Source organism: Acidithiobacillus caldus ATCC 51756 (genome assembly GCF_000175575.2).
GTDB classification, from domain to species: Bacteria; Pseudomonadota; Gammaproteobacteria; order Acidithiobacillales; family Acidithiobacillaceae; genus Acidithiobacillus_A; species Acidithiobacillus_A caldus.
Map to the genome: position 1 here is coordinate 2,639,586 of NZ_CP005986.1, position 21,654 is coordinate 2,661,239.

Genomic DNA, 21,654 nt, shown 5'->3' on the forward strand with positions numbered 1-21,654 from the left:
ACATCCTCAACAGCGAATCACCAAGATCCCACATCCTCTGCCCGATCCGGGCGTGCCCTCGGCCAGGAGGACCCCACTCGGGGACTTCCCGGCTACATGTCCGGCGTGGTGTTGCGGCAGCGCAGATGGCGAAGCTGCGATGGCGGCAGGCGCATGCCGTCGTATTCCGGGGGCAGGGGCACGTAGGGACGGGAGTCGATGCGCGTCGAGCCGTCCTCGCCGTCGGCGTAGAAGTAGACCTTGGTCTTGGTCTCGGCCACCAGAGGGGCGGCAACACTCCAGGCCGCGATGACCGAATCCGGCTCCCGCTGCAGATACCCGCAGTCTTTCTCGCCGGGCTTGCAGGCATGCGCCCAGCCCAGGGCCGTGATTTGGATTCGATGCCCGTCCAAGAGACGGCGCAATTGGGGATCGGAACCCAGGTAGCGGCAGTCGTCGGAGTAGAGGATCTGCTTGGCGTCCAGGGGCGGGGCATAGGCGTAGTAGGGCCCGGGGGACCTGTCGTTCAGGATTTGGGGGCTCCCCTGCCGGCCCCGGGCGAACTCCGGCTGGCGATAGTCCACGAGACCGGTCTTGGGGTTGATGAGGCGGCGCAGGTCCGCCGGGGGAATGGGCTCCAAACGCAGCAAATAGCGGCGCACCATCTCCGGGGACAGCGGCACCGGCTTGCCACCGGTAAACAGCGCCCGCCCGTCGGGAAAAATCTGGAAGACGCCATATTCCAATCCCTCCTTCTGAACGACATTGGGCAACGGTTGGGGCAGGGGCTTGCCATCGAAAGGGGTGGACGCCGACGCGACCGCACTCCAGAGGGCCGCCAACGCCATCAGCCTGGCTACGGTCCGGCCCGTGCCCACACGGGTGAAGATGGGGATGATGCTCATTTGCCCTCCTGCGCTTTTTGCTCCTGCTGCTCTTGCTCCAGCTCCCGGACGGCTTCCTCCGGAAGGTCCGGTGGGTCGTCGGGATAGTCCTCCTCCAAGATCCATCCGCGACAGCGCAGGTAACGCCATTCGGAGCGGGGCAGTGGGCGCAACACCACGCCCTCGCGCGAGGGAAAGAGGTGGGGCACAAGGGCGGCAAAGGCGACTTTGGAAACGTAGCGTTGACTGTAACCGCAATCGGGAACCCCACCCTCCGCCTTTTCTTGGGCGGTGCAGGCCCGCGTCCAGCCGATGGCGGCGATACTGAGGTCATGCGCCTGGATTTTGCGCCAGAGATCCAGGTTGGGGCCGTGGTACTCACAGTATTCGCAGCCCACGAGCTGTTTGCTGTACTCATCCATGAAGGGCGCGTAGTAGGGACCGCGGCGATACGCCGCCCCCCCCTTTGTCACCAGCAATGGCTGCTTTTCCACGGCGATCCTGCGCTTTTCGGCGTCGGCCATGTCCATGCCTTTACCGTCTTTGGTGAGCAGCCACCGCTGTTCCTTGAGGGGAATGGGGTCGAGGCGGCGAAAATACCGGCGGATCGTTTCCGGCGGCAAATCCACCCGCATGCTGCGCGGCCCTTCCAATTCCCAAGGGGCATACGGGGCATACGCATGGAAATAAAGCCTGCCGTCCGGGTACAAGTACAGGCCCACTTGCAGCCGGTCTACATCACCCGCACGGTAGCCGTAGGTAGCGACCTCGTCGGGCACGAGGCTCGGAACCGCTCCTTGGGCGCCACCCCATCCCCAGATCCCCGCCACCACGAGGCAGGCGAAGATCCCGTGTCGCATCGATTTCCTCATATCTTTACCTCTGATTTTGGTGCCTCAGGTACCCCTTTCGGCTCCGCCTTCGGGAGCGGAATTACCACGGCAGCCTGGATGCAGCCCCTATCGGGGTTGATGGATACGGCATAGTTGACGGGATGGCCTCTATTGACGGGCTTACCTTCCTCATGGCCCTCCCATTTGGTGAACTGCGGCATTCCCGTGCTTTTGTTACCGCCCCCTACCGCCCCAAGCCACTCCGCATAATGGAGGTGTGCAGGGTAGTGGCGTGGACCTTCCTTTCCGCGGGCACCCGATTGTCCAATCACCTCGCCCGCATGCACCACTTGGCCATAAGTTACCTTGGATATGTCTAAATGGGTGTATTCCGTGTAGGCCAGCCGCCCATCCGCAAGCCGTTGCTCAAGAACGACGGTTCCAAAGGTACGATCGCGCAGCTCCAATGGAGAGGCACCCTTCCGCAGCCGTTTCCTGGTCAGAATAGCCCGCATTTTTACGATGCTCATTCTTGTCTCCTTTCGACGGTATCGAGCACTCATAAAATAAATTACAAAGGTAGCAAGGGGTTACTCGCTATGACAATGGTACCTGTTCGACCAACCCACCTTCTGGAGGGTGCGCCGATGAGGTTAGGCTAGGGCTTGTCTAGTTCCAGGGGGAGCAGTTGATTTCTAGCTCCCCGAGTATACTCCAATTGTTTTCATTATCTCCATGGTGAAATTTAAGGACAGGGTTTGATTACCCGAAGCGCAGATCTTTCGTTGCGTGCCTCTCGAGCCAATTTGCTCATAGATCGAGGCTCCCCGTAATGGGTCGATGAGCACATAGCGACTGTTTTTATTATAAAACTCGAGACTCGCGTCGCCATTAGGATACGAGGCGTACGATAATTTGGTATCGGTACCACCACGCGCAAGAAGTTTGTTTTTTCCGGATTGCTCAACATCACGCAAACTTAAGCTCGCTGGACTGACTTGTCTGGTTTCGAGGCAAAGCACAACGGTTTGCCGCGGCATCTCACACTCCCAGAGCGTTACGTTACCGCTGCCGCAATACCGATTTCTTGGAAGGTCATCCGTAGGTATTGACAACAACGACGATGCCGCCATTGCCGTAGAGAGAAGCAGTGGGGAAACCCCCGCAGCAAACAGTAAATTCCCAGACATTTTAATCAACCCCCTTTCATTTTTGCCAAAATTCCTAATGCTACTAAACATTACGAGTCTCCAAGCCAATCCATTTCATTAGCTCGATGCTAACCTCGGCCATCTGTTTACACAACTTGTAAAACTTAGTACCCAATATCCTCCTTGTGGAGTTTAAACGATCGACTAACGCGTGTCTGTCTTTACCATTCACCAGACCAGTTACCGCGAAATTAATCTGCGACAAGATTTTCCCCTGCTTGACCAGGCCATCGACCACGGACCCGATACCGCGATCAATCCAACATGGGATGGACCTCCGTCGTGGGTGGGTCCCTCGATGCTGGCATCGGGGACCGCAGCGACCGCTTTGGCCATTGGCAACGGGAATGGCTGTCACCCGCGCGCTACTGGGTGAAGAGCGCCACGCTGGGGCCGGGCGTTAGTGTGCTCGGTGCACGCTGGGCACAGGCGCGGACGGATTTTGCCTTGCAGGATAGATTCACGATCTCCACGGCAACCTTGAGCGGCACCGGCCGGCAAACGGCTTGGTCTTTGCGGCAATCGACATTGAAGCCCGCCGCGGACGCGGCCACCCAACTCTGCACGATGGGAAGGATCTGGTCCCGATTTTGCCCGTCAGGCAAATAGACCCGCACGTTCCCGGACTTACCCTCACCCATGTACACATCATCGGCCGTCACCAGAGCCTCCACCTGCGCTTTCGGGCTGAGCACGACCATGGACTGAAGGATCGCCGCATGGGGAACAAAGCCCCAGACGACGCTGCGGCCATCGTCCAACGTCACCCGCGGCAGCGGCTGAAGGCCCAAGCCCTCCAGCAGTCGCTGGGTCAAGGATTCGCCTTCGGGCGTTGTCCAGCCTTGGCTCACGCGGACGATGGCTTTCACCGGCAGAGGCTGCTCCAACGCATCGCGCTGCCGGTGCAACTGCTGATGGCGCTCCTTTTCCACACGCAAAATACACTTGAGATCCTGACCACAGGCGTCGCGCTCGTCGTAATACCGCGCCTGCGCTTCGATCAAGGCTTTTTGCTGAGGACTGCCTTGGGGCAGAAGACTCGCCACATAGTGATACGCACCAGCCACGTACATGTCGTTGCGGAGCGCCTCAATTCTGAGTTTCTCCCCCGCGGGCGTCTTGTCCCCCGATTTATTACAAATCGCCTTGGCGGCTGGGCCTTGATTTTCCCTTCCCTGCCCAAGCCATCCGCACTGAATCTTGTCAAACGGCACCGACGCGGCCCAAGCGAAAGGACTACACAACAAACTGCTCCACACCAGCAGCCAGCGGATTTCTTTTTTCCCCATGACGTCACTCCTTCGTCAACACACCCCAGCCTTCTGCGGCCATCCCCGGTTTAAGGCTCGCCGCAATAATTTACCTCGCCCCCGTAATCTTCTACTATAAGAAGCCTCCTGCTTATCCGTTCTCGGAAAGACGCTCTTATCGGCTTTCTCCAAGGCATCCGCGAGCTCCTCCCACTTTCCTTCATAAACCATGGACCAAAAGTTCCGGCGCGTTATGGTCGCCTTTCTCGCTCCATTCGATATCGAGTGGATTTCATCGGCTGGCCCATAATTCCAGACAAAGTCTACCAAGACAGTCTGGACTTCGCTAGGAAGCTCTTTGTACGTTAAACTCGTCGTGTTGTAACGATCAAAGTTTCTTTCTGCTGCTGGCGCATATTTCTTTTCGAAATTCGCCAACTGAATCAGTTTAGCCTCGCTCCTTGTCAACCTCGGTTCATTACCTTTGATGGTGTTGAACGCCTTCCAACCTACTAGATGCTCGTCCATATACGGGGAGAGCTCATGGACTAAACCGTCAACATCCACGTTTCCGGGATTGCCGTGTTCACGAATGTAGGAATTGAGCGTCCTTTTCAGGTCTCCAGGCTTCTGATAAGCAAGGTCGAACCCGGTATCCACAGTAACCCCACTGATAAGCTGTGGCTTAATTTTTTTCACCAATACAGCATGTGTCGCTTCGTCATCACCCTTTATAGGTTTGGCAATATACCACCCTGGAACGTGACCTTCTAATACCAGACCACCCTCATATTTTGCCGTGAACTGCACATCGTATTTGTACGATTTCGTGCAATCCTGGGCGTTCGACGTTTCAGATGCATCCGACGCCACTGGCGAGGTCACTGGAGCCGTCGGAGCGTCTTTTTTACACTCCGGACGCATGGAGTCCATAGGAAAACAGGCCCGAGTGAACAAATCCAACTGATTCTGCCGCTTGTCGTAAGCGGCGGCGATACAGGCTTTATCCGCACCACAGGCGTCCCGCTCCTTGAGCCATTCGAATTGTCTTTTTTTCTGCTCCGCAACCAAACAGTCGTAGTTACCAGACTTGCTGAAGTGCTGGCGAAACAAAGCGTAGTCGCGACTGAGTTGATTGTCTTTGCGTTTCAGTTCCGGATCCGCACAGATCGCTTTCTCGGTGGGCGTGCTCGCTTTGCGGCAATCGAAGGCGGAAGCTGTGGTCGGGTCCGTCAAGGCCACGGCGAAGATCGAAAGTAACATGAAACTGCGGGACTGCGGCCCCGCGAGGGCTGTGATGGCGCGATTCATAATCAATTCCTCCAAAGATTCGCTTCAAGGCTCTGTGAAAATTGCCCTCAACCGCCGCAGGCGTAGGTCGGCGGCGGCGGGAGGTTCTCGCCGTAATCAGGAACGCCGGGATCCTCCGGCGGCAGCGGCTCGTAATCCGGCGGCTGCGACGGTGGATTCTTCGGCGGGGTGTAATCTTCATTGCCCCCGGTTCTGGGGGTTTGGAGATTGGCCACCTTTTGCAGGGCCTGCACGTTCGTGAAAGGCGTTTGCATGCGGAAGGTGGCCTCGGCGGTCAGGGGGAAGGTGGGCAAGTGGGAATGGTTGATGTCGGGTATAGGGTCAGAGCCGCTCTGGTTGGCGAAGACGCCTTGTCCGCCTTTGGGACTGCCCACTACACTGCCGCGGCCTTCGTTGTTGCCATCGAATCGCGCCAAGAGGCGATCGATGAACGGCATGATGAGGGGGGCATGATAGGTGACACGGATCTTGAGAAGGTTGGCGTCCTGGACGCTGATCCCGCTCTCCTTCTTGAGCTCCGTCGAACGATAGCCCAAGTGACTTTCGGGGATACCCCAGCCCCAGTTACCGTCGGGAGTGAGCTTTTTGTTGCCGGTATCGTCGTCTAGAGGCAAGCGACCAAACTCTTTGTGGTCGTGGAAGGCTTCGAGGGTGGGACTCAGGATCTCGATCTGCGCCTGCCGTGCCGCTAACTCCGCCCGGGCTCGCCCGGCCAATAAGGCTCGTACATCCTGGCCATGGGTATACAGCGGCGTCAGACCGCGGGCGAGGCCCTCGCGCATGGCGGCCATATTGCCGCCGTGCAGCGCCCCGGCGCGGGCCGCTTCCTGGGCGGCCACCTCCAGCTGGAGACGCGCCTGGTAGAGGAGGCTCGCCTGCAGCGTTCCCAGAATCAACAACAGCACCACGGGTATGCTGATCAGAAACTCCACGGCCCCGGCACCTTTTTCCGCCGATGGGCCGATCACGAGATACGTACGCTCCATGTTCCACGCTCCTGCCTTGATCGTTTCCAAATACACCGTTGCCTACACCGCTAGGGGCGGGAGATCTGCAGCCATGGCATCGCGCCATTCCAGATCCTGACCCGGAGCCAGACCCAGGCGCTCGATGCTTCCTGCCGCCGCTTCCACCGTTGCTACGACACCTTCCTGTCCGGGCCAGGCCCAGCGCCAGGGCTGCAGGCCCTCCCGCAGCGCCAAAATCCTTCCGTGGGCATCCAGCCAGAGCAGATCCAGGGGAAAGCGCATCCCCCACATGTGCACACCAGCGCAAGGCGTAAGCCACAGGGCTTGCTCCGGCTCCAGCCGGTGCTTACCCAGAAGACCCCAGGCGCGGGACAAGGCATCGTCGGCGATGCGCGCCCGCGGCCAGAGGCACTGTCCGCCCCGCCAAATGGACCCCGGCCGACTCACGAGGCCACCTCCTGCACGTATTTCATGTAGATCACGAAGGTCAGGACGATGAACACAATGGGAAAGATGAACATGATGAGGGGTGCGAGCAGTTTTACGGGTGCCTCCAGGGCGGCCTTTTCTGCACGCAGGAAACGCTCCTCCCGGCGTTGCTCCGCCTGGGCCTTGAGCACGGGAGCGAGGCTGCCGCCCCGCTCCTCCGCCTGAATGATGGCGGTGACCAGACTGCGCAACTCCTGCATGGCCACCCGATCGCCAAAACGGCGGAACACCTCCACACGCGGCATACCGGAGCGCAAGTCCCGAAGGATGATCCGAAATTCGTTACGCAGCGGCCCTTCGGGCCCTTTGTCCACGGCAATCTGGATGGCACCGGTCAGGTTCAATCCTCCTTCCACCATGAGGGTGATGAAGTCAAGGTAAACGGGGAGATCCTTGAGGATCCGCTTCTGCCGTCTTTTGGCCTGCTCCACCAGCCAGAGGTCGGGATAAAAGCTCGTCAGCACCATCCCAAGGAGCGTAAATTCCCAACGAAATACCCCAATGGCGGCGTACACGAGCAGGGCGAAAAAGAGGGCAAACAGGGCCGAGAGGATCTTCAAGGCCATGAAGTCGCGGGGGGTGATGAGGTAATTCAAACCCGCTTTTTGAATGCGGGGGGCACTGCGATAGACAATTTTTTCTGGAATGAAGGCGACGATGGTCGAGTCGACGAAGCGCACCACCGGCCAGATACGCGCGAGACCCTTGGGCAGCGGATCAAAATAGTCTCGTGGCTGGGGCTCCACCGCTTTGGCCAGGGTCGCGATGCCGTATACCGAGCCCGCTACCACGAGGGCGACGAGAAGACCGACCAAAAGGTAGGGCAGCGATCCTCCACTTTGGGCCAGGGCGTCGAGTATCCATCCGCCGAGGAAGAACAGGGCGACAAGCACCACGAGGCCGCCTACGAGGTAGACGATCCATCCCCGGCGGTTTTTGGAGATCTGGTAGGAGAGACCATCGCTCATGTCACACCTCGATACTCACGATTTTGCGGATACCCCAATAACCCAGAATCTCCAGAACGATGGCGATGGCCAAAACCGCCCAACCCCGATAGGTGTCAAAGAGTGCTCCCGTCGCGGCGGGCTCGATGCGCAGGAGGGCCAAGATGATCAAGACCGGCAGGGCGGTCATGACGATGCCTTGCAATTTGCCCTGGGACGTCAACGCCCGGATTTTTTGCTCCATCATCAGCCGGCGACGCACCGTCTCACCCAGACGCTGCAGAGTATCGGCCAAATTACCGCCTACCTCGCGGTTGATACGCAGGGCGGACACCACGAGGTCGAAATCCTGGGAGCGGACCCGCTCCGCCAGGTGGCTCACGGCCTCCTCAAAAGGCACCCCCAGTCGCTGCTCGCGCACGACGAGGGAAAGCTCCTGATTCATGGGCGGGCTCATGTCCTTGGCCAGGCCCTCCAGGGTTTGCCCAAGATTGGCGCCACCGCGCAGGGCGGAGGCCATCATCAGGAGGGTATCGGGGAGTTGGTCGTGGAGGCGCAAAAAGCGACGTTTTTTTAAGTAAAGCAATACATAGCGAGGTGCTATGGCCACCAGCAGGGCCGCGACCACCACGATGGGCACCGAGGGCACGAGAAGATAGACGAGCAAGGGAACGAGGAATAGCGCCGCCACATTGAGCCGCCACAACACCGCGGGATCGGCAAAGATGAACATGTCGGCCAGACTACGCCGGGTTTCCTGGGTAAAGACCGTTCGCTGGCGCCCCAGGGTTGCGTGGGTACCTTGCACCGCGACGAAGAGCAGCACCGATACCGATAAGAAGATGAGCGCCGCAAGGCCCAGTTCAGAGGCGCTCATGCTCGGCCTCCAGGAACAGGCTCATGTCTACGGGCAAGCCGCGCTCGCGCATTTCCTCGTAAAACTCGGGTATGCTGCCACTAGCCCGGAAGGTTCCGCGCACCTTGCCATCGGGTCCAAAGCCCTGCTGTTTGAAGTAAAAGAGCTCTTGGAGCTGAATGACGCCGCTCTCGGTACCCGTGACCTCAACGATGGCCGTGAGCTTGCGCGATCCGCAGGAGAATCGCGTGATCTGCACGATGATGTCGATGGCGGAAGCGATCTGCTCGCGGATAGCGGCGAGGGGCAACTCCATCCCCGCCATCATCACCATCACCTCCATACGGGAGAGCATATCCCGGGGACTGTTGGCGTGGGCCGTGGTCAGGGAGCCGTCGTGACCGGTGTTCATGGCCTGGAGCATGTCGAGGGCCTCGCCGCCGCGGCACTCGCCGACGACGATGCGGTCCGGACGCATACGCAGGGCATTGCGCACCAGCTCCCGGATGGGGATTGCACCCTTCCCCTCGACGTTGGCCGGGCGGGCTTCCATGGAAACCAGGTTGGGCTGGTAGAGCTTGAGCTCAGCGGCGTCTTCTATGGTGACCACGCGCTCATTGGGCGGAATGAAATTGGACAACACGTTGAGCAAGGTGGTTTTACCCGAGCCCGTACCGCCGGAGATGATGATGTTCTTGCGCTGCTCCACTGCCACCCGCAGAAATTCGGCCATACGCGGTTCCACCGAGCCAAAGCCGATGAGGTCCTCCATTTGCAGGCGCTTTTTGCTGAATTTTCGGATGGTGATGTTGGCACCTTTCAAGGCCACGGGCGGGATCACCGCGTTTACACGGGAGCCGTCGTGCAAGCGCGCGTCCACCAGTGGAGAGCTTTCGTCGATACGGCGGCCGATGGGAGCGACGATGCGGTCGATGATGTTGCGCACGGCCTGTTCACTGCTGAATACCGTCGGTGCCGGCTCCAGTCGCCCGCGCCGCTCGATGAACACCTCATCAAAGCGGTTGACCATGATTTCCGTGACCGTCTCGTCCGCCAGCAAGTCCTCCAGCGGACCCAGACCCACCGCCTCGTCCACGACTTCCTTGATCAGCCGCTCGCGGTCCAGTTCGGGGGGCAAACGCATGCCCTGCAACACCTCTGCGGCAAGGTTAGAGACGAACCGCTGTAGGTCCTCACGGCTCATGCTGGAAAGATCCATACGGCGCAGATCCATCTGCGCCCGCACGCGCTCCTCGAGAGCCGCACGCCAACGGCTCCACTGTGGGTCGATGACATTTTTTTCCACACGCACTGGCGGCTGAGGCGCGGTCGCCGCTACTAGTGGAGCAACCGACGCGAGGGGCGACCCTGCCGTCTGCGCCGCCGGTGGCGCCGCAGTAGCCTCCGTGACCGCCGGTACCGCTGCGCTGTCCGCAGCCGCCGGCTCCGGCTGTATACGTAGAGTCACGCCGGCTACCTCCACGACGTCCTCGGGACGCAGGGGTCCGTACCAGCGCACCTTCTCACCATTGACCGAGACCGCCGCGAGCGGACCGACGGCCTCGACGTAGGGACCATCGGCGCGGCGGACGATACGCGCGTGCTCTCGACCGATGTTCCAGCCCTCGAGGCGAACGTGGGCCTCGGGGGAGCGACCGATGAGACAGACACCGTCGTGGGGCCGCACCACCATGGGACCGTGCTTTACGTGTTCAGCGACGACGCGAAACATGGCTTACTCCTTATCGGATGGCATTGCTGCCGGGGGCTGGGTCACGACCAAGGGCAGTGACGGCTTGGGTGCCGGTACTGCCTGGGTCTCTGGATAGGGGGTCTTGGAGCCGAGGGTGCGATCCACGGCATCCCGTGTGGTCGAGCCCTTGGGCAAGGTGTTGCGGTACTCGTCTTTCATCTCGACCGCCTGAGAAACCTGGCGGATGTTTTCGAGCGAAGCAGCGCTGACCACCCGCGGCGTGACCAAAATGACCAGATCGGTATTACCCGATTGAAAGTTGGTGGACTTGAAAAGATTCCCCAGGATCGGAATGTCGCCGAGCCAGGGTAGTTTCGAGACATTCTTCGCGGTCTTGGGATTCACCAGCCCCGAGATCACCATGGTCTGGCCGTCGCCCACGTTGATTTCCGCGTTGCTGCGGCGCGTGATGAAACCCGGCACAGTAAAACCGTTCAAACTGACACTGGTGGCCGGATCGATATCCGAGACATCCGCCAACACGCGCATGGACACATTGTTGTCATCGTCCACGCGCGGCTCAAATTCCAGTTTGATGCCGTAGTCCTTGTAGGTTACGTTCTGAAAGGCAGCGTTCCCGGCAGCCAGCGCCTGGAGGATGGGCACCTGACCACCGGCCAGAAAATCGGTCCTGCCGCCGCTGCGGGCGCTGAGCTGAGGATTGGCAATGAGGTACGCATCGCCGTTGCTGAGCGCAAAGTTGATGGTGGAGAGCACGCCCGTGATGATGCCGAAGTTGGTGGTGCCGGCGATGGGTCGGGCCAGATTCGCTAGATCGATGGCGCCATTGAGACTCCCAAGGGGAGGCGTCACCCGGACGCCCGTACCCGCCACGGGAGGCTGGGTGAGATCCTGTCCCAAGGGAACGGTGGCGACGTTGCGCGGGCCGACGAAATCCTTGCCGAAGGCCGCGAAGGGTCCGGGGATCTGCTTGCTCCAGTCCACGCCAAAGTTTTCCAGGACACTTTTGCGGATCTCCAGGATGTTGACATCCAGCCAGACCATTTTTTCCATGTCGAAGGGCGAAGGGGTGGCCAAGACTATGGTCTTCGGATAAAGCGCCTGGAGCGCCCGGACGCGCGCCAGTGTGGTGGGCGCAAGGTTCTTGCCATCGACCACCACGTGATCGCCTACGACGCGTATTTTGGCCGGGCTCTTTTCGGCGCCCATCAGCTCACGCATCTCCTCGGCGGCCCGTCCGACGTTCTTGGGTGCCACCAAGACGCGATAGGCCGCCTCACTACCGTCCTTGAACCATACCCGCAGACTGGTCTCGCCCTCGGCATCGCCCAGGAGCAGGAGTTCGTTGCCGTCCACCACGGTCGTGCTGAGCACCTTGCCATCGCCAATGGCGACGCGCTTGACGGGTTTGGTGGGAATGACCCGCACCTGCCCGGCATAAAGGTCGATGGTGCGGTCTTCCGCCGCCTGCGCGGGTATGGCCATGGCAATGGCGACGAACAGGGGCAAAATTTTTCCTCTCAACTTCATGATCGTTCCTTTATCGAGCTTCTACGGCCGCAGTGCGGGCGGATAGGACGGATTGACGCTAGGCAGCAACTGATCCACGGGTACGGGCCGCTGCTGGTTCCCCCCCGAATCGAGACGCGCTTGCGGCGGGAATCCACCGCGGCGGCCCGGCAGGGGCCCCTCGGCAACGCGGCGCAGATTGCGCACATCGAGGCGCGGGGTGAGCTGGCCGTTCTGGCTGGTGCCGCCAACGATGTACTCGATGGCATCGGCGGCGTAGAGCGGGCCCCCCGGACGGGAACGAATGCCGAGAACGTCGCGCACGGTATAGACCTTGGCGGGAGTGACCACCTTGGAATCGTGGCTACGGAGAACGAGCTGCAGCTCACCCACACGCTTGGCCATGACCAGCTTTTGAATCTGCTCCGGGCTCAGCGCCACGGTAACGGTGTTGAACTGCACCGGTTGACCGCGCTGGGCCGGATCGTTGTTGATGTTGGCCGCCGAGTCGTCCGCTACGGTGCGTGTACCGGTGGCGATGATCTTGAGATCGTGTTCCAGGTAGCGAACCGTTTCCTTGGGCAGCCGGCTCTCTGCTTCACTGGGACCCGCCCGAAAAATGAGGGGACCACCTCGCCGCTCCGCATCCACAAGCGAGAGACCATCGGGTATACCGCCCGGGCCTGCGCCAAACGCACCCTCCGCACCGTCCTCCATGCCCGGCAGTGAAACACGGCGGGATCTGGACCCATCCCCCGCCGCCTGCCCGTCAGCACCCCCACCGGCATAGAACCAGAGCACATCCACGTGATCGCCGGGCTGCAGCAAGCCGTCCAGCGTGCTGACGTTGTCCACCGTAAACGTCATGGCCAACTTGTCTGGGTCAACGATATCGGCCAGGGTACGCCGTCCGCTCAGGTAGGAAGCCAGGATCGGACGGCCCTGCAGCAGGGGGACGTTCACCCGGTGCCCAGCGTACTGGTCGAAGGTCTCGGGGGTGATGACGTCGCTGGGCGCCGTGTCGGCGGGAATGGACCGGGCGGCCACCATACTGAGGTCCAGAATGGTTCCCGGCGCGATATCCTGCACGGGAACGACGGCTTTTATGGTGCTGTTCTTTTGGGATGCGCGCAGTTCGGCCAGGGCGGCCTCTTCGCGCGAACGCAGGGTGTGCACCGCAAGGTAGGTGGCGCCCAGACCGGCCAGAATGGCGACGGCCAGTATCAACCAGCCGCCAATGGCGCGGGCGGGCTTTTTCTGAACGGTTCCGGGTTCAAACTCCGGGGGCAATGGGGTGGCCACAGAGACTCCTCTTTCAGTTGGGACCAACGACGGGCTGCGCAGCAGCCCAGGAATAGTCGGCGTAGGCGCCGCGCAGAGCGACGGAGAGCTGGGTCAGCACCGAGGCCTTGTCCGGAAGCTTGCCGGGGACGATGGACGGTATGGGGGCGAGGAGGATCACCACGACGGCCAACAACACCACCAGGTACTCCACCATGGACTGGCCGAGCTCTCCCCGAACCGCACAGGCCAACGATGTCTTTGGGTAACGCATACGCTCTCCTCCGTAACTAACGATTCTGCCAAACGATGACCGCCCTGCTGCCCCCGGCGGATCCTGCGGGGAAAGCCACATCCAGAGACTCCTTGGGCTTGCGCAGGCTCAATCGTCCCAGCTTCTCGCTGAGCGGAGCGGTCGGCTTCCAGCCCCGCGCCTGCGCCTCCCGCAACAGCGCAGTGCGCAGCTGCGGAACACTGAGAAGGCTATCCACCATGAGCACGCGACCGCGCAGGTCGCCATCCCGACTCTCCAGGTCGGAGACGAGCTCGGCACCGTCGGGCAGGGGCGTGGGCAGCGGACTTTGCCGCGGTTTGGCATCCATGCGCAGGGTCGAGATCTCGCCCACGATCCGATCCCCCTCGCGACGCCATTGCACGGTCTGGGAAAAGGGCTCATGGATACAGGACCAAAGCTGCTTCATGCCCAAGCTGTTCTCCTGAAAACGGCCCCGTTCACGCTGGCAGCTGCGCTCCATCTCCTCGCGAAAGCGGCGCTCGCTCACCACTCCAGACACGAGCCCGATTCGGACGGGCACCCCATTAAGGCGCATCTCGTCGGCAATGGGCGTGACCTGGAGCCCGTCGGGCATCGGCCAGAAGGGCAGGGATTCGGCCAGCGCTCCGGCAGGTACCGCGCTGACCAACGCTGCGGCCAAGATAGCGACTCCCCAACGCATATCACGGTCCTTTGTAGGGGGGTATGGCGGGCGTCGGTTGGAGGCGGTCGCCGAATTGGATGGACGTATCGACCCGCAAATCGTTGGCGTGTTCGTCGTCCACAACAAAATCCTTCACCTCGTTGAACAGACCGCCCAAAGGTAGCCCCAAGTAATAAAGTGCCTTGGCGGCACCATAAAAGGGAATCTTTCCGCGCGAGGCGAGGTCCAGCTTGCTCATGAATCCTTGGCGAAGCAGCCTCTCCTCTTCCTGTTCCCCATTTGCGGTCCACGCATCCGCCAGCACGGCCGCCTGCGCTTTGAATTGCAGGGGATTGCCCAGACCCACCTCACGGAAGATACGTTGCGGCAGGCCCGCAGCAGACACCGTCACCGAGGTGACGGTGGGCCCGGTCATCTCCATGGGGTTGCCCGCCAGCCTGTTCAGAGCGTTCATGGCGCGATTGGCCCAACCGCCGTCAAAGGCTTCCTCGCGGGTGTTGACGGTGATGTTCTCTTCCCTTTTGACGAGAAGGGGCTCGCCGTCGTGCTTGCGCAACAGAGGCTCGTCGCTCGAACCCTTGGCAAGATCGGCGGCGGCGGCACTGCCCGTGACGGCGGTTAAGCGCTCGGCACGTCCACCGAAGAAGCGGATGCGCACCTCATTGGCAAGATCGGCGTCAGACTTGAGGGAGACCCAGTCCCGGTTCTTTGGCGGCGTCGCTGGGGAGACGACACGCTCCCAGGCCGCATAGCGGGCCGCCTCGATGGCGCGGTCTTGCAAATAAGCCCATTTCCCCACATAGATTCCCAAGATGAACAGCGGTACCAGGATAAAGCCCGCTACCACCACGGTTTCCGTCAAGGCCTGGCCCCCTTCGCCTTTGGCAATACGGCCCGCGTTCCACCGATGTCGCCTTGGTATCAAGGATTCTTCCTGTGTGTTCGCCTTATCGGCCAAATTCATGCGCATGGTTCACCCCCAGAAGGACTGCAGACGGCGAGCGATATAATCGGCATAGGTTCTGGCATAATCCGCTGCCCGCTGCGCGGCTTCGCCGACACCCGCGAGCAGTTGGTCCACATAATCAATGGACTGCTTAGAAAACCCCGCGCGTGAAAGGGCCGACCGCATTTCCGCTCGAAGTGCAGGTGTCGTCTCGCCGTACGCTTTATCGGCTGCGGCCGCCTCGAGCATGAGTTCTTTGGATTTTTCCAAGTGAGCGCGAAAATGAGGCGCTTTTTTCGCCGCTTCCCGGAGCTTGCGCTCCTCCAAGGCGTTCCGCTCCGCCACGATCTGCTCCGGCGTCATGTTGCGCTCGCGGGCCAGCCGATCCGCGACGTGGGCATTGGTGAAATACTCGGTCTTTTCTCCCAGGGGAATAGCCGATCCCTGCACCAGAGCTCCAAACCGCAGATCCCCAAGTTCATAACGTCTGCCCGTGACGGGATTCACCGTTTGCAACCATGACCTCCCCAGCTCATCGGTGATCAGGCAGTCCACTTTCATAGCGGCCAACTTCTTGAACGTGGCTGCTTCTGCCCGATCTTCTGCTCGATCTTCATCGGTGCTCACGGAAAGAGCCGCATTGTTGAACACGTGGGGGGTGACCGGCTGTTTCAGCACGGCCAAGCCGGGAGGAACATGCACGCCCGGCACTTTGGGAAAACGGACCTCCTCGTACCCCCGGAGCGCCGCGAGCTGCACCACGGCATCGTGAACCTGACGGGGGGAGGCGGTGGTAATGAAGAAAACGACTCGCTGGAAACCCTGGGCGCGGGTTTGCACGTACGTTAGACCACCGTCCCCCTCAGAAACATCGGCATCGAGGTACGTAGACCAGCGTAAGGCTTTCCAATCCCGCACCCCCCACGGCGCAAAGAGCTGACCTCGGAGCGCTAAAGTCGCCTGTAAAGCAGACAAGGACAGAACAAAGTCGTGCAGATCATCCGTGAGGCTCACGCCGGGCAGAAACTTCTGCGATTCCATGCCCTGACATTTCAAAAGTCCGGCCGTCAAGCGATCTTCCATTTGCTGAAGGCGGGGGTCCGGGTGGAAATAGGAGCCAGAGTAGACGGCGCCGGAGTTATCGTGGGCTCGCAGGCCCTGCCAATCGCCATCCAAAATACGCGCCATGTTGTGTCGCAGGAGCGCATCCGCCTCTGGATACGGATCACCGGCTCCCTTGCGTTCGATCTTCAGCGCCGACGGCGGCGCGGCCTTCGGGATGGAGAGGTCAAGACCGTGCTCGGCCAGAGCCGCGCAAGGAAGCAAGGCCGTGAGAGTCCAGGACAGGACCTGGATGTTGCGCCTTATTTTTCGGATCCCTTTCACTTTCACTCCGCCTGATTGAGCGCGAGAACCAAAGCTCTCTCTTGAGCGGTCAGATCGACGAGGCGCACCGTCCAGAAGGGGCTAAAAAGATTGGCGCGCTCGTCGAGGCCATCAATACGTCGTGGCCAGAGTTCAGCCGGGCGGCGGAAATAGACCTGAGCGGCGGCGGCAGCGCGCACGCCCGGATTTCTGCCGGCACCTTGGGTCTCGAGGTGCATGTTAAGCCACCCAAGGCGCGGGTTATTGGCGTCGGGATCGTGGCTGATGCCCAAGGCTGTGGCCGAGTCGCGGACGTTATTCCTGGGAAGATCCACTACGACCACGTAACGGGGCGCGGTGTCCGTAAGGTCCACCTGATCTCGCGTGACGGATTTGCCGGACGAGTCGGTGGTTTGCCATTTCAGGTCTCGATAGCGGGCGATCCCTTTGTGGTTGTGGGCGCCACGGCCTACTCCGAAATCCGGTAAGCTGTCGGTAAGCAACTTTCCGGAGTAGTCCCGGACGACCTGATTCATGCCTCGCCCATCCCGGGACCAGTCGTTTCGGTAGACCACGCCTGCTCTGGACGTTAAACTTTTCGGAACTGCGCTGTTTTGTTCCATATAGGGGTAAGACCAGTTTCTATTTCGGAAGTCCGATCGGTAGTAATTGAAAGTCCCGAGCGCTGGTTCGGACCACGCGCCACCCCAGCCCCAAGATTGACTGTAGATGTTTTGCCAACACGGTCTTGGAAAGATCCTGCCACAGAAACCCCTTACGTCGATCCCAGTGCTGATGGTATCCGCACCGGACCACACGTAGTTGCCGCTGGCATCCATGGCGAGCTGGCTTCCACCGCCCTTGTAGGTACCCGCCCGGACACCCGGCGGAAGACCGAAAGTGGTGAAGGAAAAGGAAAGGGGGAAACCCACATCGTGGTCGCGTTTTTTTACGAAGTCTCGCGAACCTTCCATGATCATGCTGGCCATGCGGGGGCGGCCACCGGGGTCTCTGCCACCAGCATCCGCATTTCCGCCCCAATCCGTGACGTAATTGCGCCGCGCGTTCCAGTAGGGCGCGATGAGGGTCGCGTAGCCCGTGACGGAGTCGTAATTGAGCACGCGCGCGTTGGGACCGGCATTGAGCTTGACGACCTGGACAACGGTCTGCTGGACCGCCCCTTTTGGCGTGGATTCCCCTAAAGCGAGATTGAACGCCTGAGAGGCACCGGCATACAGCGCATCATACAGGTTTCCGACGCCGATATATGTCCCATAAGCTTCGCCCGAGATTTTGGCCGTCTTGGCCGCGACTTCGATGAGTTTTTGGTAGCCATCGAGGCCTTGGGCCAGAGCGCTCCCGACCCCGGGAAGGAATATGTCGATGAGGTGAGCGATCCCTTTATAGATGGCAAAGGGATATTTGATGTTTTCCCCGACGTGGCCCACGTAACGGGACCAAGAGACGATACTCACCGCCTGCCCCATGGCGATTTGGTTAGTGAGCATGGCGCGGTTGAGGTAGGCGTCGAGGTTCATTTGCCGGGCCTGAAGGTCCATGGCGGCGTAGGCGGCGGCGTCGGCGGCGTTCTGGACCTTGAGCTTGTTGGCGGTGACTTGGCCGGTGTTGAAGACGAGGAGGACCCCGGCGATGGCGGCGGGTATGAGGAGTACGGCGACGATGGCCGCCTGGCCCGATTCGCCGCGGGGTCTGTGGGGCAGAAAGCGCCACCGGCGCCGTGCTCCGTCACGTTGTTGGTTGCTCCTGCTGTTCGCCATGGCGTCCTCCCGACTTGCCTAAATCCCGATTCAGTTTGCTCCGGCTTTGCCCAGATCTGCGGTGGCACCGTAGTTGTCCATACCCTTGACGATATCCGCTGCTTTGGCGGCCTTGCGGGCCTTGCCCTGGGCGCTGTCGCTTTTGCTGGACTTGGGTGGTGCCACACCCACCAATTCGCCGGCGATGCCCGCCACCTGATAGCGCATGGTCTGACCGAAACGGGAAAAGACGGCGACAGCGGCTATGGCGATAAGGGCGACCACGATAAGGTACTCAGTCATGCCCTGACCACGTTCTTCATTGCGCACGTTTCCTCCAACCACGCCGCAACAGACGGCGTCATTCCCATCCTTTTGGGGCTGAAGCCCGGGGGCGAGCCCCAGCCCCAAAAGGCGACCGCCGAAGCGGTCGCGATTGCCCGATCGGCAAGTTGCTCTTATTTGCCGTTCAGGATTTTGGCGGAACTGTAGTCGCCCATGTTCTTGGGCTGGGTGCCTTTGCTGTTGGCGCTACTGGCCGTGCCCTTGGCGTTACTAACGTTCTGAGCGGAATCCTCACCCGCCAACTCCGCGGCGATACCCGCCACCTGGTGGCGCATGGTCTGACCGAAGAAAGAGAACACGGCGATGGCGCTGATGGCGATCAGAGCCACGACGATGAGGTACTCGGTCATGCCCTGACCAGCCTCGCGAACCGACTTACGAACCGCAACAAACTTCTGCTTCATGACAACCTCCTTAGATGAGAGACAGAGAAACAACACCGCCTTGCTTACGCAAGAAAAAAATCACTTCTGCTTGGACAAAATGTTGGTGGACGAGTAATCGCCCATGGTCTTTTGCTTACTCGCCGCATCGTTGGCGTAACCGGCGTCTTTCTGCGCATACTTCACGCCGTATTTGGTGGAGTCCGTACCCACGAGCTCGTGGGCCAAACCAGCCACCTGGTTGCGCATGGTCCGACCAAAATTGGAGAACACGGCAATGGCGCTGATGGCGATGAGCGCTACCACGATGAGATACTCCGTCATACCCTGGCCCCGCTCCTTGCGGGACTTATCCATAAAGCCAATAAACACGACCGTCACCTCCTTCCGTACCTGCAAACGAATACCACTAGACAACGCGATTATGTCCTGCCGCGGCAGAAAGCCGCGCCTTGGCGAAAACGCTCCTGCCCTGCACCACAAGCGGTCTCCCCGGTGGCCCGATCCGGACTCGCGGTCGCAGCAGCCACTGGGGCCGCAACGCGGCTTTCCTCTCGCTTCGGTTCCTTATCCTCAGCGGTCGCGGAGGCCGCCAGGGCGTCTGGGGTCGCGGTTACGCAGGCCGCTGCCAGAAGCACCAGCACGGCGATGTTCTTGAGGACCTCATCGGCAAAAAAGGCGGCGCGGCGGCGGGCGTAGGCATTCCACAGGCGCCGGCGCAGATCGCGCTGTGCACCTACCCCAAAGCGCTCCCGGGCGCGGCGCAGGATGCGCCTCACCTCCGGCACCTCGACTCCGCAATCCTGGGCAAGGGCTTCTCCTTCCTGACCACGCATATAGGCGCGCAGGATGGGGAGATCCTCCGCCGGGATGGCAGGGACGAAGGGCACGGTACGCACCACCGCTGTTAGCAGGGTATCCACCGACTGCATGGCCCGCTCCCGATCGACACCGGGCTGCAGACGGACCTGGGCGGCCAGCCGCCAACGCTGGCCGTGCAAGGGCCGCAAACGCCAGAAGGTATCTTCGGCGACCCAATGGCGCGCGTCGGACTCCCCAGCGCTGTTGCGCAACCAGAGACAAAAGGCGCGGGACAACCGGGGCCAGCGGGAGCTGGGGCGTCGCCACCAGGGTTCCACCAATGGATGACGACTTCCGGGCGCCCACGACACGCGGTACACTGCTACCAGGCGGATGAATTGCCGATCCACGAGGGGGGGCTGGTAAATGGGCACCTCCCCCTCGGGCGGCAGAAAGCGAATCTTCGCCTCCACACCCGCTGAAGAACTTGCCTCATCCGTCCGCCGGAACAGGCGGAGCCACGCATCGCTCACGGAAATACGCTCCCTCACTGGGGCTCAGAGCCCTTTCATGTGGAGTAGTATAACGGGCGATTGTGACAGTATTATGAAGCGCGTTCTTGTTATATTTTTTTATATAAAACACTTATATAGAAAAATCGTTTGACGAAATGGGCGATTTTTTGGGGCCTAAGGGAGATGAACCATCCCCAAGAGCATGGGGGTGGAGGGAACCCAAGCGGGAGCAAGCATGGTCTTCGAGGATGACCGGCGCGTGGTTGGGGTGGTGCGAGGTGGCGAGGATGGTCAGGGAAATGGCTGGGCCGGGGCCGGACCACACCCCTCGAACACCCAAGGGAGCAGGATGCTACCAAGGCGTAGAGGTGGTGCCCAGAGGCGGAATCGAACCACCGACACGAGGATTTTCAGTCCTCTGCTCTACCGACTGAGCTACCTGGGCTAAGGGCCGCAATGTAATCGGGAGAGGCCTGCAAAGTCAAGGCCAAGGCGCTTTGATAGAGCAGGCGGTGGGGCAGTCCGCTCTGGGCCTCGGCCAGACGCACCGCCTGGGTGAGGGGCAGTTCGGCCAGTAGTGGCCGCAGCAGCGCCTGCACCTGCGCCTCCTCGGGCGTGCTGGCCGGTGCGCCCGCCACGACCAAGGTCATTTCACCCCGCTGTTTTTCCGGGGTTTCCTGCAGGGTACGCAGCAGAGTGCCGAGGTCGGCGCGCAGGCACTCTTCGTGCACCTTGGTGAGCTCCCGGCACAGGGCAGCGGCGCGTTGTGGTCCAAAGAGCGCGCACAGGTCCGCCAGGGCATCCAGGATGCGGTGGGGCGCTTCGTAAAAAACGATGCTGCGCGCTTCCGTTTTCAGTTGCTCCAGGGCGCGGCGGCGCGGGCCCGCCTTGGCCGGGAGGAAGCCCTCGAAACAAAAACGGTCGCTGGGCAATCCGGACAAGGCCAAGGCGGCGGTGACGGCGGACGGCCCGGGAATCACCGTCACCCGCACCGACTCTTGTCGCAATGCCGCCAGCAGCGGAAAGCCCGGGTCCGAGATGAGGGGCATGCCGGCATCGGAGATCAGGGCCAGCCGGGCGCCCTCGCGCAGTTCCTGGAGGATCCTGGGCAGCAGTTCGCGCTCGTTGTGTTCGTGCAGGGCGACGGTGGGCGGGCGGATACCCAGGTGTTGCAGGAGGCGCTGGGCGTGGCGGCGATCTTCCACGAGGATACGATCCACCCGCGCCAGGGTAGCGGCGGCACGGGGCGAGAGGTCGTCGAGATTGCCGATGGGTGTGGCCACCACGTAGAGTTCGCCGGCGCCACCGGCGTGGGCGGCGTCAGTGCTCACGGGGGGCGAATTCCATTGAATGCTTACTCCTTTCTCCATAA

At 60.9% G+C, this 21,654-nt stretch carries 23 protein-coding genes and 1 tRNA gene; all 24 read right to left on the reverse strand.

Translation table 11 applies throughout. From position 1 onward, the window contains the following. Positions 1–92: 92 nt before the first annotated feature. On the reverse strand, positions 93–884 hold the full coding sequence (locus ACAty_RS12890; protein WP_038472340.1) for a hypothetical protein: 792 nt from the start codon (positions 882–884) through the stop codon (positions 93–95). Next, positions 881–1,723: a hypothetical protein gene (locus tag ACAty_RS12895; RefSeq protein ID WP_038472342.1), complete on the reverse strand. Its 843-nt coding sequence runs from the start codon at positions 1,721–1,723 to the stop codon at positions 881–883. The genes ACAty_RS12890 and ACAty_RS12895 overlap by 4 nt, the downstream gene beginning before the upstream one ends. Positions 1,724–1,731: 8 nt before the next feature. Continuing rightward, positions 1,732–2,226: a M23 family metallopeptidase gene (locus ACAty_RS12900; protein WP_038472344.1), complete on the reverse strand. Its 495-nt coding sequence runs from the start codon at positions 2,224–2,226 to the stop codon at positions 1,732–1,734. A 165-nt stretch (positions 2,227–2,391) separates the two neighbouring features. After that, positions 2,392–2,937, reverse strand: a complete 546-nt coding sequence (locus tag ACAty_RS15975; protein WP_141738370.1) for a hypothetical protein — start codon at positions 2,935–2,937, stop codon at positions 2,392–2,394. Between the two features lie 335 nt (positions 2,938–3,272). Continuing rightward, positions 3,273–4,196 carry a lysozyme inhibitor LprI family protein gene (locus ACAty_RS12910; protein ID WP_038472349.1) on the reverse strand — a complete coding sequence of 308 codons (924 nt, stop codon included), beginning with the start codon at positions 4,194–4,196 and terminating at the stop codon, positions 3,273–3,275. A 15-nt stretch (positions 4,197–4,211) separates the two neighbouring features. After that, positions 4,212–5,468 (reverse strand): pesticin C-terminus-like muramidase, encoded by a 1,257-nt coding sequence (locus ACAty_RS14975; RefSeq protein ID WP_051620821.1) that lies wholly within the window; start codon positions 5,466–5,468, stop codon positions 4,212–4,214. 47 nt (positions 5,469–5,515) lie between these two features. Beyond that, positions 5,516–6,454, reverse strand: coding sequence for a TadE family protein (locus tag ACAty_RS12920; RefSeq protein ID WP_004869281.1), 939 nt, complete (start codon positions 6,452–6,454; stop codon positions 5,516–5,518). Between the two features lie 42 nt (positions 6,455–6,496). Continuing rightward, entirely contained in the window at positions 6,497–6,883 is a 387-nt protein-coding gene (locus tag ACAty_RS12925) for a DUF192 domain-containing protein (RefSeq protein ID WP_004869283.1), read from the reverse strand. Continuing rightward, positions 6,880–7,893: a type II secretion system F family protein gene (locus tag ACAty_RS12930; protein ID WP_004869284.1), complete on the reverse strand. Its 1,014-nt coding sequence runs from the start codon at positions 7,891–7,893 to the stop codon at positions 6,880–6,882. Before ACAty_RS12930 ends, ACAty_RS12925 begins: the two co-directional genes overlap by 4 nt. A 1-nt stretch (position 7,894) precedes the next feature. Beyond that, positions 7,895–8,749 (reverse strand): type II secretion system F family protein, encoded by an 855-nt coding sequence (locus ACAty_RS12935; RefSeq protein ID WP_004869286.1) that lies wholly within the window; start codon positions 8,747–8,749, stop codon positions 7,895–7,897. After that, entirely contained in the window at positions 8,736–10,460 is a 1,725-nt protein-coding gene (locus tag ACAty_RS12940; protein WP_004869288.1) for an ATPase, T2SS/T4P/T4SS family, read from the reverse strand. Before ACAty_RS12940 ends, ACAty_RS12935 begins: the two co-directional genes overlap by 14 nt. Positions 10,461–10,463: 3 nt before the next feature. Beyond that, positions 10,464–11,972: a type II and III secretion system protein family protein gene (locus ACAty_RS12945; RefSeq protein ID WP_004869290.1), complete on the reverse strand. Its 1,509-nt coding sequence runs from the start codon at positions 11,970–11,972 to the stop codon at positions 10,464–10,466. Between the two features lie 21 nt (positions 11,973–11,993). Further along, positions 11,994–13,253 (reverse strand): Flp pilus assembly protein CpaB, encoded by a 1,260-nt coding sequence (gene cpaB, locus ACAty_RS12950; RefSeq protein WP_004869292.1) that lies wholly within the window; start codon positions 13,251–13,253, stop codon positions 11,994–11,996. Positions 13,254–13,266: 13 nt separating this feature from the next. Then, positions 13,267–13,506 (reverse strand): hypothetical protein, encoded by a 240-nt coding sequence (locus ACAty_RS12955; protein WP_004869294.1) that lies wholly within the window; start codon positions 13,504–13,506, stop codon positions 13,267–13,269. A gap of 16 nt (positions 13,507–13,522) precedes the next feature. Continuing rightward, positions 13,523–14,167, reverse strand: a complete 645-nt coding sequence (locus ACAty_RS12960) for a hypothetical protein (RefSeq protein WP_004869296.1) — start codon at positions 14,165–14,167, stop codon at positions 13,523–13,525. Between the two features lie 22 nt (positions 14,168–14,189). Further along, a complete protein-coding gene (locus ACAty_RS12965; RefSeq protein WP_070114484.1) occupies positions 14,190–15,134 on the reverse strand; it encodes a hypothetical protein in 945 nt (314 codons plus the stop codon). A 9-nt stretch (positions 15,135–15,143) separates the two neighbouring features. Further along, complete coding sequence (locus ACAty_RS12970) at positions 15,144–16,502, reverse strand: hypothetical protein (RefSeq protein ID WP_004869298.1); 1,359 nt, start codon at positions 16,500–16,502, stop codon at positions 15,144–15,146. Positions 16,503–16,504: 2 nt separating this feature from the next. Next, positions 16,505–18,259: a pilus assembly protein TadG-related protein gene (locus tag ACAty_RS12975; protein ID WP_004869300.1), complete on the reverse strand. Its 1,755-nt coding sequence runs from the start codon at positions 18,257–18,259 to the stop codon at positions 16,505–16,507. Between the two features lie 30 nt (positions 18,260–18,289). Then, complete coding sequence (locus tag ACAty_RS12980) at positions 18,290–18,568, reverse strand: hypothetical protein (protein ID WP_004869302.1); 279 nt, start codon at positions 18,566–18,568, stop codon at positions 18,290–18,292. Positions 18,569–18,696: 128 nt separating this feature from the next. Next, entirely contained in the window at positions 18,697–18,987 is a 291-nt protein-coding gene (locus tag ACAty_RS12985) for a pilus assembly FimT family protein (protein ID WP_004869303.1), read from the reverse strand. A 60-nt stretch (positions 18,988–19,047) separates the two neighbouring features. Further along, entirely contained in the window at positions 19,048–19,338 is a 291-nt protein-coding gene (locus tag ACAty_RS12990) for a Flp family type IVb pilin (protein WP_241799208.1), read from the reverse strand. A 50-nt stretch (positions 19,339–19,388) separates the two neighbouring features. Further along, the gene (locus ACAty_RS12995) at positions 19,389–20,300 is read right to left on the reverse strand and encodes a hypothetical protein (RefSeq protein WP_070114477.1); all 912 of its coding nucleotides are present in this window, start codon (positions 20,298–20,300) and stop codon (positions 19,389–19,391) included. A gap of 351 nt (positions 20,301–20,651) precedes the next feature. After that, a tRNA-Phe gene (locus tag ACAty_RS13000) sits at positions 20,652–20,727 on the reverse strand. Then, positions 20,693–21,613, reverse strand: a complete 921-nt coding sequence (gene rsmI, locus ACAty_RS15570) for a 16S rRNA (cytidine(1402)-2'-O)-methyltransferase (protein ID WP_014003585.1) — start codon at positions 21,611–21,613, stop codon at positions 20,693–20,695. Before rsmI ends, ACAty_RS13000 begins: the two co-directional genes overlap by 35 nt. Between the last annotated feature and the right edge of the window lie 41 nt (positions 21,614–21,654).

Excerpts from the sequence above, each read along its gene's own strand:
- ACAty_RS12945 (WP_004869290.1), bottom strand. The coding sequence starts at position 11,972 with ATGAAGTTGAGAGGAAAAATTTTGCCCCTGTTCGTCGCCATTGCCATG.
- ACAty_RS12975 (WP_004869300.1), bottom strand. The coding sequence starts at position 18,259 with ATGGCGAACAGCAGGAGCAACCAACAACGTGACGGAGCACGGCGCCGG.
- ACAty_RS14975 (WP_051620821.1), bottom strand. The coding sequence starts at position 5,468 with ATGAATCGCGCCATCACAGCCCTCGCGGGGCCGCAGTCCCGCAGTTTC.
- ACAty_RS12920 (WP_004869281.1), bottom strand. The coding sequence starts at position 6,454 with ATGGAGCGTACGTATCTCGTGATCGGCCCATCGGCGGAAAAAGGTGCC.
- ACAty_RS15975 (WP_141738370.1), bottom strand. The coding sequence starts at position 2,937 with ATGTTTAGTAGCATTAGGAATTTTGGCAAAAATGAAAGGGGGTTGATT.
- ACAty_RS12985 (WP_004869303.1), bottom strand. The coding sequence starts at position 18,987 with ATGAAGCAGAAGTTTGTTGCGGTTCGTAAGTCGGTTCGCGAGGCTGGT.
- ACAty_RS12895 (WP_038472342.1), bottom strand. The coding sequence starts at position 1,723 with ATGCGACACGGGATCTTCGCCTGCCTCGTGGTGGCGGGGATCTGGGGA.
- ACAty_RS12900 (WP_038472344.1), bottom strand. The coding sequence starts at position 2,226 with ATGAGCATCGTAAAAATGCGGGCTATTCTGACCAGGAAACGGCTGCGG.
- ACAty_RS12910 (WP_038472349.1), bottom strand. The coding sequence starts at position 4,196 with ATGGGGAAAAAAGAAATCCGCTGGCTGCTGGTGTGGAGCAGTTTGTTG.
- ACAty_RS12930 (WP_004869284.1), bottom strand. The coding sequence starts at position 7,893 with ATGAGCGATGGTCTCTCCTACCAGATCTCCAAAAACCGCCGGGGATGG.
- ACAty_RS12940 (WP_004869288.1), bottom strand. The coding sequence starts at position 10,460 with ATGTTTCGCGTCGTCGCTGAACACGTAAAGCACGGTCCCATGGTGGTG.
- ACAty_RS12935 (WP_004869286.1), bottom strand. The coding sequence starts at position 8,749 with ATGAGCGCCTCTGAACTGGGCCTTGCGGCGCTCATCTTCTTATCGGTA.
- ACAty_RS12890 (WP_038472340.1), bottom strand. The coding sequence starts at position 884 with ATGAGCATCATCCCCATCTTCACCCGTGTGGGCACGGGCCGGACCGTA.
- ACAty_RS12955 (WP_004869294.1), bottom strand. The coding sequence starts at position 13,506 with ATGCGTTACCCAAAGACATCGTTGGCCTGTGCGGTTCGGGGAGAGCTC.
- ACAty_RS12965 (WP_070114484.1), bottom strand. The coding sequence starts at position 15,134 with ATGAATTTGGCCGATAAGGCGAACACACAGGAAGAATCCTTGATACCA.